The 15571-nt window shown below is 36.3% G+C and carries 13 protein-coding genes; 5 read left to right on the plus strand and 8 right to left on the minus strand.

The window, feature by feature from the left end:
- Window positions 1–3: 3 nt before the first annotated feature.
- From essA to M948_RS38325, 4 genes are all read right to left on the minus strand, one after another.
- Complete coding sequence (gene essA / locus M948_RS38310) at window positions 4–498, minus strand: type VII secretion protein EssA (RefSeq protein ID WP_081674787.1); 495 nt, start codon at window positions 496–498, stop codon at window positions 4–6.
- A complete protein-coding gene (esaA, locus tag M948_RS38315; protein WP_021291853.1) occupies window positions 470–4030 on the minus strand; it encodes a type VII secretion protein EsaA in 3561 nt (1186 codons plus the stop codon). Before esaA ends, essA begins: the two co-directional genes overlap by 29 nt.
- 275 nt (window positions 4031–4305) lie before the next feature.
- Complete coding sequence (locus tag M948_RS38320; RefSeq protein WP_021291854.1) at window positions 4306–4602, minus strand: WXG100 family type VII secretion target; 297 nt, start codon at window positions 4600–4602, stop codon at window positions 4306–4308.
- 288 nt (window positions 4603–4890) lie between these two features.
- Entirely contained in the window at window positions 4891–5148 is a 258-nt protein-coding gene (locus tag M948_RS38325) for a hypothetical protein (protein WP_021291855.1), read from the minus strand.
- Between the two features lie 189 nt (window positions 5149–5337).
- Between M948_RS38325 and M948_RS42955 the strand changes: the two genes are divergently transcribed.
- Both M948_RS42955 and M948_RS38330 read left to right on the plus strand, forming a co-directional pair.
- A complete protein-coding gene (locus M948_RS42955; protein WP_074436684.1) occupies window positions 5338–5430 on the plus strand; it encodes a YjcZ family sporulation protein in 93 nt (30 codons plus the stop codon).
- A 35-nt stretch (window positions 5431–5465) separates the two neighbouring features.
- On the plus strand, window positions 5466–5606 hold the full coding sequence (locus M948_RS38330; RefSeq protein WP_021291856.1) for a YjcZ family sporulation protein: 141 nt from the start codon (window positions 5466–5468) through the stop codon (window positions 5604–5606).
- Between the two features lie 142 nt (window positions 5607–5748).
- Here the strand turns inward: M948_RS38330 and M948_RS38335 are convergent, their stop codons facing one another.
- Entirely contained in the window at window positions 5749–8481 is a 2733-nt protein-coding gene (locus M948_RS38335; RefSeq protein WP_021291857.1) for a UPF0182 family membrane protein, read from the minus strand.
- Between the two features lie 333 nt (window positions 8482–8814).
- Between M948_RS38335 and spoIIP the strand changes: the two genes are divergently transcribed.
- Complete coding sequence (gene spoIIP / locus M948_RS38340) at window positions 8815–9945, plus strand: stage II sporulation protein P (protein WP_021291858.1); 1131 nt, start codon at window positions 8815–8817, stop codon at window positions 9943–9945.
- A 684-nt stretch (window positions 9946–10629) separates the two neighbouring features.
- On the opposite strand, the gene M948_RS38345 is transcribed toward spoIIP, so the two are convergent.
- Both M948_RS38345 and M948_RS38350 read right to left on the minus strand, forming a co-directional pair.
- A complete protein-coding gene (locus tag M948_RS38345) occupies window positions 10630–11397 on the minus strand; it encodes a FixH family protein (protein WP_021291859.1) in 768 nt (255 codons plus the stop codon).
- Window positions 11398–11407: 10 nt separating this feature from the next.
- Window positions 11408–11989: a DeoR family transcriptional regulator gene (locus M948_RS38350; RefSeq protein WP_369759892.1), complete on the minus strand. Its 582-nt coding sequence runs from the start codon at window positions 11987–11989 to the stop codon at window positions 11408–11410.
- 205 nt (window positions 11990–12194) lie between these two features.
- On the opposite strand from M948_RS38350, the gene M948_RS38355 reads away from it, so the two are divergent.
- Window positions 12195–13001 carry a cytochrome c oxidase assembly protein gene (locus M948_RS38355; RefSeq protein ID WP_021291861.1) on the plus strand — a complete coding sequence of 269 codons (807 nt, stop codon included), beginning with the start codon at window positions 12195–12197 and terminating at the stop codon, window positions 12999–13001.
- A 32-nt stretch (window positions 13002–13033) separates the two neighbouring features.
- Here M948_RS38355 and M948_RS38360 read toward each other — a convergent pair whose 3' ends face one another.
- Entirely contained in the window at window positions 13034–14461 is a 1428-nt protein-coding gene (locus tag M948_RS38360) for a polysaccharide deacetylase family protein (RefSeq protein ID WP_021291862.1), read from the minus strand.
- Between the two features lie 181 nt (window positions 14462–14642).
- Here M948_RS38360 and M948_RS38365 point away from each other — a divergent pair, with 181 nt between their 5' ends.
- The gene (locus tag M948_RS38365; RefSeq protein ID WP_031335648.1) at window positions 14643–15509 is read left to right on the plus strand and encodes an SDR family oxidoreductase; all 867 of its coding nucleotides are present in this window, start codon (window positions 14643–14645) and stop codon (window positions 15507–15509) included.
- Window positions 15510–15571: the final 62 nt, after the last annotated feature.

Raw genomic sequence — 15571 nt, forward strand, 5'->3', positions numbered from 1 at the left:
CTCCTAACTCAACATTCTTCTCATCATGAAATATAAACCAACACAAAGCAAGCATGCTAATCCCGTAAACACGATCAGCATAATGCTATTCATTGCGTTGGTCGATTCATTATCGTCTGTTTTATCCATCTGGGACTGAACAGATGCAGCGCTATAATCTTCCTCAAATAATCCTTCCCTTACATTACGAATCGTCTTGTTCGTCTCTGTTTCTGTACGAAACAGTGTTTGTTGCAACCTCTCCATAGATGCCTTATTCTGCTTTTCTTCTGTATTTATCGTAGATTGCGTCTGCTCTGAAAATAATGTAGGAAATCGCTTTTCAAGTTCGGTTTTATCTGTTTGTGTTTGTTCTTTCTCACTTTCGATAATACGATCAATTTCTAATTGTAATTGTCCATTATTCGCAGGGCTGGCGTCTACTGATGTTTGAAGCATCAGTAGACTTATAGAAAATAAAAGTATTCGTTTAGCTAGCTTCTTCTGAACTTTCATCATCTATATCCCCTTTATTTCTTAATTGATGAGTGACGAATAAATTTCCTACTGCCCCTAATACAATGAGCCCAATAATCATGACTAATGTTACCGAGTAATTCATGTCACCTTGTACAGTATTTCTTAATACCGATTCTACTAATTTTAACGGCGAGAATTCCCGAATCATTTGGATCGCTTCTGAACCACTTCCTAATGTATTGGTTAGGAATAGATAAATACTAAAAATCGCTAGTAATAGGAACATCCCAATCATTTTTAACTGGCGAAGCAAATAGGTTGCAATTAACAGCATTGCTACTGTTACCGTTGTTACCACTGTTATCCAGAGCAACATATTTACATTACTAATTTCTAAGAAATAACTAGAAAGTACCCCGATAATTATCCCCTCTAAAACTCCAATTCCAGCAGTGATCATCGTGATTGGTGTGTTTGCTGCCATTAACGATTTCTCTTCTGTAAATTGATCTTGCTCCACCCGTTTTTGGTTAATGGTTGAAATTACATAAGCGGTAAACAATACAACTATAAAGCAAATTAACACAAGATAATAAGGGTTAAATGTGTTTCCGGTAGGTGATGTAATCGTTCCATTATTACTGACCTGCACCGGATTAGATAAAAACTCATATAAATTCTCATTCTCCCGTTCACCAATTTGACTATTAGCAAGGACATTTGTGAAGTTATTGGCGAATTCCTGATCCTCCACCAGTTTATTTGTCATATTAACTGACAGCTCTTCTGCTTGATCAACTAGATTTACGCCACTTTCCTGTATCGTTTCTGCATGATTGTCAATCGTATCAAATGTGTCATAAACATTCTCAGCTGCATTCAGGTTACCCTGCGTCTGCTCAGCAAGTGATTGACTAGCTGTTAGAAGGGGTTCAAACTCATTCCCCAAGGACATAATTGCAGTATTTTCCCCATCTTCATTTGCCTGAATTTCTGTTTGCTGTTCAATTAATGTCTGACTTCTCTCACGCCACTTACTAACATCTTCTAAGGTACTGGCAAGATTGGTGTTAAGAACTTTCGCTTTTTTTGACGTTGCTTCTACTTTCTTTACCAGCTGATCAGCATTTTGATACGCTTGTTGCACCCGCTGTTGATGATCATCAATTTGAGACTTTAATGTTTGTAATGGTTTTTGAATTTCCTTAGAGATATCTCCAACGATCTGGTCAACAACATAATCCTTTAGCAGATCTCCTATTTCTTTTTCATTAAATAAATAGTACAAAGAAGTTTTGGTTGCTAAATCTTTTAATGGTTGGTCTTCTAGATCAGCTCTCAGATTCTCATGTCCCATATCTAAACCTAAATAACTTTCATAAGTAGAAAACAACTTTTGGTAAGGAGCAATTGTATTATTCACTGCATTAATTAAATGCTCTGTAGCATTATCCATATCATCCATTGGTGTCATTATTTGATGGGTAATATGATTATCAATGACCTTAAGCTTTTCTACTGGAGGTTCTTCTTCATCTTCGACACCTCCAGGTTGATCATCCCCCTCATCCGGTTTAGGGTCTTCATTTTCTGAACCTGTTTCTCTGTCATTATTATCGTTATATTCGCTACTACCTTCTTCAGGTTTACCATCATTATTTTCAGAATTAGGTTGTTTTTCATTATCAGTCTCTGTTTTTTCTTTTTCAGGGCTCGATGTTTGATTTGAACCTTCTTCTTTTGTTTGCTGCTTACTATCTTCAGTTTCGCTTTTCTGTTTATCCATTTGCCCGTTAGCACTTGTACTAGCAATTAATGGTGTATTGGCCATCTGTATACTTGCTGTTTCTGGATTATCTACATTTTTAATATCTTTTTGATGCAAATTCCATCCCCAAGAAATAGGTTTAAAAATATCAAGTTCCGTATTTACATCTTTTAACTGAAGCGTAACATTAACTTGAAAATTTCCTTCTCTATTTGCTGGAAGTATAATCTTTTTATTTTTTTTATATTCTTCTGTGCGATCAATTTCCCCTTTTCCAGGTAAGGAAAGGACCAACTGAGTTACTGAAAACTTTTCTAATACATCAGTAGGTATATTTAATATGAATTCCTGCGCTGATTTTTCATTTTTAGGAATACCAACTGAATCAGTCATTGTCAATCCATTAGTATGTAAGTGAGTTTTCAGTTCTTTCATTTGATGAGATAATAAAACATCCTCATATCCCTCAGGTGCAGTATATTCAAATTCATCATTATATTTTTTGGTAACTGCTATTACATTTTGTATTTCAGTAACAGTCTGGTTCGGCAATCCTTCATCTCCGAATTGATCTTCATTCAATGTTGGCAAATTGGCAATTTGCTTACTAATGTGCTCTTTAGCATTCCTATCTGGATTTTCAAATAATTTATTTATATTTAATTGATCATCATCATCGAAGGCATTGTCGAGTATAGCTGATAGACGGTCAGAAACTTTCCCTGTAAATCCATCAGGATGATCGGGGTTTAATTTCGTTTCTAAGTCTTTCTGCACGCGTTCTACTTTCGTTAAAGACTCATCCAAATGCTTCTTCAACGCTGCTGTTCCTGAAGCAATATTCGCTACATTATTACTCGATTGACGGAACATGACCGTATTCACAGAAGGGGTTTTAGGTTGTTCTTCTCTGGTTTGGAACTGTTTATTAATTGCTAGATTTGCAGCCTGTAACTCCTGTAGCTGACCTTCAACCTCACTTGCGTTTAGCGTAGTATCGAATTGATTAAAAGCTTCATAGAAATTCTGCCAAGTTGTTGTATTCGTCTCTTGCATTTGGAAAACTTCTTCAAGACTAGATAAATAGTTTTGATTTCGTTCTGCATCTTCGGCTAATTCATTTTCATAGTTTTCCAATTTATCTTCAAATCCACTAAAACTATCCTTGGAAATTTCTGTGTTGTCTTTTATCATGCCAAATTGGTCGGTATAATTGTTAAGCCGACCATAGATTTGATTATTATATGTATTGGTTAATTGTGATTGCTTGTCAATAATGTCACCAATATTCGTTTGTGCACCTTGTAAATTATTAAGGATACTAGCAAAGAATACATCAATAATCCGTTGATTAAATTCATTTAAAATATTGCTTGCTGTTTTTTCAGCTTCTGCTTTGATTTTTTCATTGTCCGTCGCATTTATCTTATAATCTAGAACAACTTGTTCTGGATTTTCTGACTCAATAGACAAAGCTTTTTGAGAAAAATTATTCGGAATGACGATCATCATGTCATATGTATTATTCGTTAAGCCGCTTTCTGCTACTCCACGACTAACGATGTACCAATCATGGTTGTTATTTTTATCCATGCTTTTTACAAACGCATCTCCGAATGCTAAATCTTCTCCATTAAAAACAGCCCCCTCATCTTCATTAACTAAGGCAACTGCCATTTTGGGATCTCTATTTTCTTCTTTCTTAGAGCTTGCTTCTTGGTTCAAAGCAAGAAATGTTAATCCAGAAGCTAAAAGGATGATTAAAGTTAAGAATAATATCCAACGCTTATCTATCGATTTCAAGATCATTCAACTCCTGCCACATCTTATAATTATAGGTACTCACGTCTCCTGTTTTGTAGCTAGACTATCCATTTTTCACACAATGAGGTTAACAAAGTTAGTGTAAGTATATATGGGGCAATAACGTCGTCATGGCATACAACAGCATACAAAATACTTCATATGTAATTACAAACCGTGCATAACATACTTTGAGCTACACAACAATTCGTCGTGTAGCTCATAAGTACTAATGGACACGAAAACTTCTTGTGCTTCAAACGAATGATTTAAATTTATCTAAGTCCAAAATTTTGTGATAAAGCTTCGTCCTGTTGCGCAACTGCTTCAGCAGTTTTCGTTAATTGCATTTCAATTTCTTGCATCAATTGAGAAAAGTCTTGTACTCTTGGCTTTAACTCACGAAATTGATCATCAAAGCGTTCAAACGCACGTCCTTCCCACTCCCCACGAAGCTCTTCTTGTAAGTTAGATAAATCTCTGAGAATTTGGTCAATTTGCTGCGAGCTTTGACCATACCTTTTTGCCTTTGCCTGTAATTGATCTGGTGTCATGCGAATTTGACCTGCCATATTACTTCATCTCCCTTTGATTATATAGTCTCATTAGGAAAACAATTTAAATTGTTTTCCTTCTGACTTAAGCCTAATGAACCATATTTTAAATGTCAACTAATGATGCAAAATTTTCCATTAATTGAATAAAAAGTCCTATTATTATTTTGCACACGGACATTTTTTCAACCTGTATAGTAATAAATGCTTATGTGTTTTTTATGACTTTTTTCTTTGTTGGTTAACAAACATGTGTTAACTAAATCAAAAAGACAGACGATTATAAACGTCTGCCTTTAGCCTCATTTACCAGAAGAAAAATGGCAGTACTGCTAAGGTAGCAATTGCTCCGAAAGCAACACCCCATCCAAATCCTGAACCATAACCATACCAACCTATACCAAATCCACCTAGACCGCCTTGTCGGCCTAATGGACGCATATAAACCCGATTAGAACTTACTCTATCAATGATTCCTCGATGAACTCTCCCATCATGCGTTTTAATCTCTACTGCTTTACCTCTATGTCGCTGGCAAAGGGAATAGTAATGTGACCCTGACATATCTTCACCCCCTAAATGTAGTACAGATAGAATATTATATGTTTAGGTAATGAGGGTGTAAAAGACAGATACATCAGGGTAAGTGCGGAAATTATGTGCCCAAATGAGGGCGATATGGGTGAACACCTAGATCAAAACTTAGAAAGACTCATACATTATTAATGTAAACAGACTGGAGGTGTTAGCAACATGGGTGAAAGTTACGGATACGGCGGTGGCTTCGCTTTAATCGTCGTGTTATTCATTCTTTTGATAATTGTAGGTACTTCTTACGTTTGCTAATCCATTACAAATCAATTTGTTAGGAGGGGTTTCATATGGGTTACGGATATAATTGTGGTTGTGGAGGATATGGATATGGAGCACCAAGCGGCGGATACGGTTATGGTGTAGGAGGATTTGCTTTAATTGTAGTTCTATTCATACTTCTAATCATTGTCGGTGCTGCTTGGCTGTAAGTATTCCTTTCTTTAACTTATAGAAAAACTTAGCTTGTCGCTATACGACGGGAAGCATAAGTTGAACGAAAATGAGATTTTTCGAAAACTAGAAGAAGCAGGTCATTTATTGAAATGGCCTGCTTCTTTCATGATTTTATGCTTATTTAATTTCTTGCAAACGTGTTTCTATATCTGTCATGATCTTTGCTGCTTCTTCCCAATTGCCAGAAGATAATGCAGCCTGATACGCATCAAACATATCCGATATTTCTCGCAACGTTTGTTCTGAATTTGAAATGGATTCTTCTGTTTCTTGATCTTGTTCTGGATTTTCTATTGGTTCCTCTTCTACTTCACGATTCGGATCAAGGTGTTGAAGCATTTTATCTAATGCTTCATCAAAAGTAGCTTCCATTACAATATGATTACCGTATGCCATTACAATTTGCTTGACCTCTGGTAAGGATGTAGCGTTTGAAGATTCAATGTATATTGGTTCGACATACATCATCGTGTCTTCAATTGGAATCGCAAGTAAGTTACCGCGGATGACTTCGGATCCACCTTGTGACCATAAATTCAATTGTTGAGAGATTGTGCTATCTTGGTTTATTCGATTTTCAATCTGTTGTGGCCCATAAACATTTTTCTGTTTCGGGAATCGATATACAATCATTTCCCCATAATTTTCGCCGTCATTTCGAACGCCCATCCAAGCAATCATATTTTGCCGATTCCTTGGGGTGTAAGGCATCATTAGCATAAATTCCTCTTCATCGTATTCTGGTAGCTTCATTGTCATATAATAAGGTTCCATTTCGATATCTTCATTATAGTATTTCTCTGTAGGAAACTGCCAAAAGTCTTCTCGATTATAGAAAACTTCTAAATTAGTCATATGATAGGTTCCATACATTTTAGCCTGGACCTTAAATAACTTCTCAGGATACCTAAAATGGGAACGAATATCTGTTGGTACTTCTTCTGTAAATAACTCTGGAAACATCTTTGCATATGTTTGAAGCAATGGATCGTCCTTATCTACAATGTAGAAATTAACGTCACCAGTATACGCATCAATAACCACCTTGACCGAATTTCGAATATAATTTTCGTCTCCCTGATGTGCTTCTGCATAAGGATAGTTTTCCGCAGTTAAATAAGCATCCATCATCCAGGCAAGGCTTCCATCTTCCCGTACAAAAATATACGGATCTTCATCATATTCGAAAAACGGAGCAATCCGTTGCACTCGATCCATAATATTTCGTGTTTCTAAAAACTGACTCTCTCCTGTAATTTGATCAGATACAAACATTCGGAAAGACCCTTCATTTAAAGCGAATAACAGCCGATTAATTCCATTAAGCTGAATACCGCTATCTGCGTCAAATCTCGTCGAAATATTTTCATCTCCAGAAGGATAATCGAATTCATCCTTCTTACTATTGACGATTACATTGTCATAATTTTGTTCACCAAAATAAATCTGCGGTCTGGTAATATCTAAATCTCCTTCTGGAGGAAGATTTTTCACCATATATTCCGGTTGTCCTTGCTCTGTGACTTGATTTACTTGACTCATGGCCACACCATATCCATGCGTATAGCGGAGTTTTTGATTGACCCATGTTTTGGCCTGGGAAGGCAAATCTACTGTACTCAGTTCTCTCGCACCGATAAACACCTGCTGATACTCCCCATCAATTTCATAGCGATCAATATCGATATTATTAAATTGATAGTATGTTCTAAATGTCTGTAGTTGATTATAAATCTCGAGCAATGGTCTAGAATCATTCATTCGTACATTATCTAATGTCAATGCATTACGTTCAATCATTGCTTCATCTAAGGATTCGTTGGCTGGGTGTTCGCGTTCATCAATTTCTTCTAACTGATAAGCAGCTCTTGTATAATCCAAATTTTCCTGCAAATAAGGTGATTCTTTTGAGAATTCGTTTGGTGATACAATAAATTGCTGAACACCGACAGAAGTCAATTGTGCTACGATTACTAACACAAGATAACCAGCAATTGGAATGATCATTCGGTAATACTTTTGGCGATATAATGCAATAATCATCCATATTGTACCAACTACGGCTGCGCCAGCTAAGACATAAGCGGCAGGAATATTTATCAGCTTATCCGTATAACTCATACCGTGTACTACACTTTTTTGGAACAAATTCACTTGATTTGTTAATAAGGAATGATATGGCTGTAACACATGAAAACTCGCTAGTAAGAGTCCAATAATTCCTAATGTTAAACCCATGTGTAGTTGAGCAGATTGACTCATTCGATATATATGAAAGAAGGAATAAAAACTAATTTCCACAACGAAGTAAAAGATACTAAGCCCTAGTAGGATATATAAAACCATTTTTATAAATGGCAAAACAAACATATAAAACGATACATCTAAATTAAAATAAGGATCATTTATTCCAAATGATGACCGGTTTACTACCTTGAGAAATGGTTCCCAGCCTATTCCTTGTACAATTAAACTACCAATTGCACCTAATAAAATGGAGATAGATATGATTAGCCATCGACTTTGTTTTTTATTAGCTATCCACGTTGGCACTTGATTATTATGAAAATGGCTAAGATACGTATTTCTTATCCATCTTAAGTTAATATAAGTTAAGATGGAAAACAAGATAAACCCAATGATGCCTAGAATAATTTTACTTCCGATAATCGTTGTAAAAACACTTTCAAATTGTAATGATTCCATCCATATGTAATCCGTTATCCATTGAAAGCTCATTAATCCAACCATTAATAATAGAATAATAATACCCAGAATAACGGCAAATCCATTGCCAAGTCGCTTCCATTTCCGTGAATGAACGTTATTCTTCTCTCCGTTTCCCTCCAAACCTCACCCTCCTAAAAACAATTTCTTTCATTGTACCAAACCTTCATCTTCCTCCATATAGAATACGAATGACACATTAAAATAGTTTCATTAATTTTCAGCAAAAAAGAGCACGAGCCAGAATGTCTTCGTGTTACAAATTTAATATTTTGGGTATTAGGATCACCCAAGCATGAAATACTTTCTCGGGCGAAAAGCGCTCTTTGTTCCATCATGTTCATCCATATATTTAACTTACAGGGTAAATATTTTAATTAGTTTGTAATATGAAATAGTTCTATGAAAAAAACATATAAGCATAAACTATAGAAAGACTAGGAAAGGTTGTCTTATATGAACATTAAACAAACTCTATTTTCAGCAATCATTAGTATTGTTGTTATTTTCGCAGCTATTTCATTCATTACCTTACCCAAACTACAAACGGATTTCTTTCATGTACCGCTAATTAGTAAACTGACCGAATCAACTATCTTTTCAGATGCTTTATTATTTATGATGAGTTCAGAAGTCCCTCAACTCGAAGGTACATTAGAAGAAAATGGAATAGAGACACCTAAATTATCAACCGTTTTATTTGAAGCAGCTTCTGGTATAACTCTAAATAATTTTAGCAGCTTACTTGATTTAGAATTGCCAGGACTCAACACGAGTTCGAATCAGATACAGTTTGCTGGCAACAATGCTGATAGTACAAATACACCAATTGAATCTCCTCCTCCAGATTTTGAAGATTTACTGAAAGAAGATACGAATGAAGAAGAAAAAGAACCCCCAAAAAAGGAGAACGAAACCGATCAACAAGAAGCAGATGTATTTGTCTATCATAGTCATAGTTGGGAAGCATTCTTGCCACTCTTAGGAGAAGAGAAGACCAAACCAAGCGATGCTTCAAGTACTGATAATGACAAGAATATTGTTATGGTAGGGTCTTTATTAACCGAGCAGTTAGAAAAGCAAGGAATGACTACATTCCATGATACCACGAATGTTACAGCTGGACTACATGAGCAAGGATGGGATTATTATGATTCCTATAAATTCTCAAGGGAGACCGTTCAAGAGGCGATGGCTACAAACGATAAGGCACAGTACTTTATTGATATTCACCGTGATGCACAACGTAAAGATATTACAACTACAACGATAAACGATAAACCTTACGCAAAGCTTTATTTTATTGTTGGGATTGAGCATGAAAATTACAAGCAAAATCTAGAATTTGTTGAGAAGCTGAATAATAGTCTAGAACAGAAATACCCAGGAGTCAGTCGTGGCATCTTTCTGAAAGACAAATCAGAAGGAAATGGCGTATATAATCAGGATTTATCAGCTAACTCAATTCTTATTGAAATCGGAGGAGTGGATAATAATAAGGAAGAGCTCAATAATACTTCAGAGGCTTTGGCAGAAGTCATCGCTGACTACCATTTTAATGCCGAAAAAGTAGATACGAATCAATAATTTTTGAAGGGAGCCAACATGGCTTCCTTGAACCTTATTAATCGGATATGTAAAGGAGTCCACCATATCAAATGTAGCATTAGAAAAAAATGAATCCTTTCGTTTGCTCTGGATGACAATATGAATAATGAAGAGCAAGTAACCCACCAAATGATGTCCGATTACATAGCAGTTAAAAATCCAAGATAAGTTCGCACCTCTTCGATACTCTAATGAGAAATTTAGATGCAGTCATAATAAACGCTGCTATTTTACAAATTCCACTAAAAAACACAAGTTTTAATCAAACGTTTGTATAATTCGACAAATCCGATCATCAATGACAATAATTCAATTGATAAAAATTTAATTATCCACCACGAGTAAACGTCTCATTGCCCAGGAAATAACATTCGATAAAGAATGTTATTATAGATGAATAGAATACGTTCGTTTATCATTTAATCAAATTTGTGAGCAGAATATCCTATAACATCTTAAAAAAATCGATTTATCCAAATCGATTTTGCTCTTTACCCTGTCTTCGCTTTCTTTTTTAAGCTCTGAAAATTTTGTAAAAGGATGTAAATAAAATACCGAGTTTTCGTGGTTTTCTAGCAAATGATCTATAAATGAATTGCTTATAAGCTTGACATAGCATTCAAAAAAAGATTGTTTCCATGGAAACAATCTTTTTTTACGCGATTATTCGGTCACTTCAACCACATGTTCTTCATGTTCATGTAACCCATCATCGTTTTCAACATGTACAATGACATAATTGGTTCCTTTTTCACTAAACGAATGTTTTCCGGTATATTCACCAGCATTAGTTTCTTCCGTATCTACCCAATGATGCTTTTCTTCCCCTTCTTTCCAAACTTCATAGCGGACAGTAGCTTGTTCTAAAGGCTTATCATTCATCTGCAAATGTACTGTCATTGCTGTTTCTTGGTCAACCATCACATCTTTTGGCTGATTAAAGTGCATGTGAAAACCTTCCGTATGTGCGCCGTGTTCATGCTCTGCTGAATGATGTTCATCTGCTGCTTCCTGCTTGTTAACTTCGCCAATGGTTATCGATTTTTTTGGCATGGTATGAAGATCTTTTGCTGTTGTATGAGCATACATTTCATACACTCCATCTTGGTCAAATGTAGTCTCCACTGTATATGTACCATCTTGGTTGTTTGTAGATTTTAAATCTTTACTACTATCTTCTTTATTCCCTTTCTCCCATACTTCAAAGATAACCTCTTCTGCATCTTTAACTGGTTCGTCCCCATACAACACTGTCGCCTCCAATGTCACACTTTCTCCGACATCAGCAGTTTCGGGAACGTCAAATGCAACATCCAGTGATTTTACCTCTTCGTCCTCAGCAGCTTGGGGCCCATCTTCATTGGTTTCCCCACATGCTGCAAGAACAAGTAACGAGCAGAAAAATAAAAACATCGAGACCTTCTTAACCATTATACCCCTCCTACCCCTTTTCTTTCTTACAATGATGTGCGCCATCCATCTTTCGAAACAATGCATCACTTGCATCTTGAAATGTGTAGACCCGACCGCCAAAACCTTTCACAAACTTATCCGCATGCTCTTTCCACTCAAACGTTAACAATTGAGGTTGACAACATCCCATATGCAGCGAAGTGTCCATAACGTACCATGCAATCTGTGCGCCGATTGTAGTTTGTTTGAAGAAATCATGACAAATCGCTTGCATCACCTGGTCCCCTAATTGACGATGACGTAGTAAGCCGCAATGGGCACAGCAAGTCATTTCAATTGTATTATTCTCTAGGATCAGCCGATATGCTAATCGTTCATTCATTTTACGATTACATAGTACACAATCCTCATTTGTAGAAGGTTGATGATGTATCAAAGAAATTCCACCAAAGGTTTTTGTAATAATTCCTTCTTTTTCAATTGTTTTAACATCCCGATGAATCGTCATTTCCGATACACCGAATGTCTTACTTAAGTCAGCGATCTTAAGATTCTTTTTTTGATAAATAAGTTCTTTTATCCGATTTTGTCGCTCCAATGGCAGCATCATTGTCTCTCCTTCTAACTTATAACAATTCTTAACAATCTATAACGAAATATATCATGTGTAATCGAATTCATCAATATTATTTCTATGAATTATTTGTGAATATTCTTTGTCTACGATTCATATAATCATTTATTAGTGTACATAAATAACCAGAACCTTTTCATTTTATCGCATATTTTACGTTAACTAGCAAAGGGGAGATAAAATGAATGTAGAAACTTTTCTATTTCTTCAAGAGTGGAACATGCAATTACTGCTCATCCTTATTTGTTGCTCCATCGTATATGTCATACTTAGTTGGAAAAAGGGGAATTTCTTTAAATCGGTACTATTCTTTAGTTCCATGCTTATCCTATACATTACCATAGGCAGTCCATTGTCTGCATTGGGACATATTAGTTTTAGTACACATATGATTCAAATGAGCATCGTATACTTTATCATCCCACCTCTTTTGGTCCGAAGCTTCCCTAAACGCTCTTCCTCAACGAAGCAATTCACTGCCAAACCTATAAGAATTATGACAATGCTTGCACTCATTTTATTTGCTGTTATGTTCTTTCTTTATCATCTTCCGATTACCCTCCAATATTTAGCAGTCACTCCTACAGTGAGACGTTCTTATCAATTCCTTTTATTTTTACTTGCAGTCGTAATGTGGTGGCCAATCATCGCTTCAGAAGCGAGAGAATATTTTAACAAACAACAAAAACAGCGTTATACTTTCATTAGTAGTATGATCATCATGCCTGCTTGTTTATTGTTTATTATATATGCACTTTTCGATGGAGCTAGTAATCCACTAGCAAGTCAAGCAGCAACTCAATGGTGTATACCAGCATCAACAACTCAACAGAATAGTTTACTTCCATTTTCAATCAACACAAAGTTAGATCAGTGGCTCGCTGGGCTGTCTATGTTAGGAATACATAAGATGAGTCTTCATGTTAGTTCGAGAATGGATGAGAAAGTAAACAAATCAAAAAGCTCCCCTAGAAGTATCAGTCTGTAGCTGAATTGGGAGCTTTTATCATGCGCTTGTTCTTATGATTTTCCATAGAAAGGTCCGTTACCCTTTGCCTTTTGTAAGGAAAGTAATTCAGAAACGGTGACAAATTCGTACCCTTCCTCTTTTAATGTTGATAATAATTGTGGCAATGCGTCTGCTGTCGTTGGATGGATATCATGCATGAGCACAATCGAGCCAGATGCTACTTGTTCAGAAACCACTTGATTAATTGCGTCAGGGTCACGAGTCTTCCAATCTAATGAATCTACAGACCATAGTACCATAGGTGTATCTAGCTTATTAGTTACTTGTTTTACAGATTCATTATAGGCACCATATGGCGGCCGTATACTTGTTGGATAGTAGCCACTAGCTTGATAGATTTTCTGTTTGGTTTCTTTTATTTCTTGTTCAATCATTGCTTGGTCCAATTGGGTTAAGTCCGTATGTTTTTCCGTATGATTTCCTACCTCATGACCCTGAGCAAACACATCTCTAACAATGGATGGGTAATATTCCACTTGTGACCCAAGCATATAAAAGGTCGCTTTTGCTTGATAGTCATGGAGTGTCTGTAAAACCCGTGGAGTTACTTTTGGATGAGGTCCATCATCAAACGTTAAGGCAATATACTTACCATTCGGATCTAATGCCTTCTCTTTAACAGAGGACTGCCCTTCTATATTAGGTTCTACCACAGTAACTTGTAATTGTTCAGCTACATCATCTTGCAAATAAGCACGTAATTGTGCAATTGGTATGTTTATTTCAATCGTTCCTGCAGCGCCCGCAGCTATCTCGTATTCATCAAAATAGAGATGTAAAGCTTTTTCATTTAATGACCATTTCCAATTCACTGGGTTACGAAGCGCATCTTCCATAGCATCTTGGAAGACATAAGGTTTCAAGTCTTCGTTTTGATCAATTTGTTCCCTTACACTTGTGCGAATGGTATCATAAGCTTCGTCTTTTCCCTTCAAAATATCCTTTAAGTCCAGCATCTTATTCCCTTTCACGTCCACATTAAATGTCTTAATGGTTTCCTGACCATTTGCTCCTCCAGTTATTTGATAAGCTGTAAAAACAAGGCTATAAAGGGAATCTGCTAGCTTTTCTGTTTCCACATGTATATTTAAATGAGCACGACGATCCTTGTCCAGCAGTTGGTTATTCTCCTCCACATTTGTAAGAAACTTTTTCTCTTGCTGATTGATCCATGTTTCGATCGACTTATTGATTGCTTCACTTTCAGCAATCGGTTTGCTAATTGCTAGGGTGTACGTATCCGTTTCTTTTGTTAATGTTTCTAAATGAAGACCAGGATAATTACTTAATGCTTTCTGTTGTACTTCGGTTACTGCTTGTGAATGTTTTGTCCAATATGTAAAAGTAATAATCGACCCGATGACGACAATAAAAAGTATTGCCCACGCCGGCCATTTCAAACGTATAATCTTATGCATTGCTATATGTCCCTTTCTTTGGTGTATTTTTCTTATCTAAAAGGATCACCTTTGCTACAAGTTTACAAAAAAATACAGTGGCTAACAATAACGCTGTGGATTTTATTTTATGAATATGACATAGGGTGTCAAGTTAAACATGCTACATTAATGATAGATCTTATGGAAAGGAATGATGAAATTGCAGCAGGCAGACGGAAAAATCGCACTTGTAGCTGGTGCTACTCGTGGTGCTGGCCGAGCCATTGCGATAAAACTAGGAGAAACAGGGGCTACTGTATATGTAACTGGCAGAACAACCAGAAAGCATACGTCACCGATGAAGCGCAAAGAAACCATTGAAGAAACAGCAGAATTGGTTACAAAAGCAGGAGGAAAAGGGGTCCCTCTACAAATTGATCATACGTACGAAGGACAAGTGCAAGCATTAGTTGAAGAAATACAACAAAATGAAGGCAGATTAGATATTGCCGTTAACGATGTCTGGGGAGGGGATCCATTAACAGATTGGATGGCTGCTGTTGGAGATCACAATCTACGAAATGGATTACAGCTCTTACAACAGGCCGTTACTTCTCATATCATAACAACTCATTATGCAGTACCATTGCTCCGCAAATCTAATCAAGCATTACTTATCGAAATTACCGATGGAACCGATTATTCCTATCGGGGGAATTTTTATTATAGTTTGGCTAAAATTTCTAATATTCATATGGCGAGTGCAGCAGCTCACGACCTGCGAAAAGATAGAATTACTGCCTGTGCCGTTACTCCAGGATTTCTTCGATCAGAAGCGATGCTGGATTTATTCGGTGTTACCGAAGATAATTGGCAAGATGGAGTAAAGCAAGATCCACATTTTATCGCATCGGAAACTCCTTTTTATCTTGGTGAAGCAATTAAACATCTTAGCTTAGATCCTAATTTTCAGCGTTTTTCCGGAAAAGTATTAAGTACCTGGGAGCTATCCGATATCTACAATTTTACTGATGCGGACGGAAGACGACCTCATTGGGGAAATTATTATAACGAACATCTAACATAAGATTGTTTTATCAAAGCTTGTAGAGAACCATTCTCAACAAGCTCTTTTTATAATATTTTGTG

It is taken from the genome of Virgibacillus sp. CM-4 (assembly GCF_000445495.1).
Taxonomy (GTDB): domain Bacteria; phylum Bacillota; class Bacilli; order Bacillales; family Amphibacillaceae; genus Virgibacillus; species Virgibacillus salexigens.

Coding starts and splice junctions, on each gene's coding strand:
- essA (WP_081674787.1), bottom strand. CDS start 498: ATGATGAAAGTTCAGAAGAAGCTAGCTAAACGAATACTTTTATTTTCT.
- M948_RS38320 (WP_021291854.1), bottom strand. CDS start 4,602: ATGGCAGGTCAAATTCGCATGACACCAGATCAATTACAGGCAAAGGCA.
- M948_RS38325 (WP_021291855.1), bottom strand. CDS start 5,148: ATGTCAGGGTCACATTACTATTCCCTTTGCCAGCGACATAGAGGTAAA.
- M948_RS42955 (WP_074436684.1), top strand. CDS start 5,338: ATGGGTGAAAGTTACGGATACGGCGGTGGCTTCGCTTTAATCGTCGTG.
- M948_RS38330 (WP_021291856.1), top strand. CDS start 5,466: ATGGGTTACGGATATAATTGTGGTTGTGGAGGATATGGATATGGAGCA.
- spoIIP (WP_021291858.1), top strand. CDS start 8,815: ATGAACATTAAACAAACTCTATTTTCAGCAATCATTAGTATTGTTGTT.
- M948_RS38345 (WP_021291859.1), bottom strand. CDS start 11,397: ATGGTTAAGAAGGTCTCGATGTTTTTATTTTTCTGCTCGTTACTTGTT.
- M948_RS38350 (WP_369759892.1), bottom strand. CDS start 11,989: ATGATGCTGCCATTGGAGCGACAAAATCGGATAAAAGAACTTATTTAT.
- M948_RS38355 (WP_021291861.1), top strand. CDS start 12,195: ATGAATGTAGAAACTTTTCTATTTCTTCAAGAGTGGAACATGCAATTA.
- M948_RS38360 (WP_021291862.1), bottom strand. CDS start 14,461: ATGCATAAGATTATACGTTTGAAATGGCCGGCGTGGGCAATACTTTTT.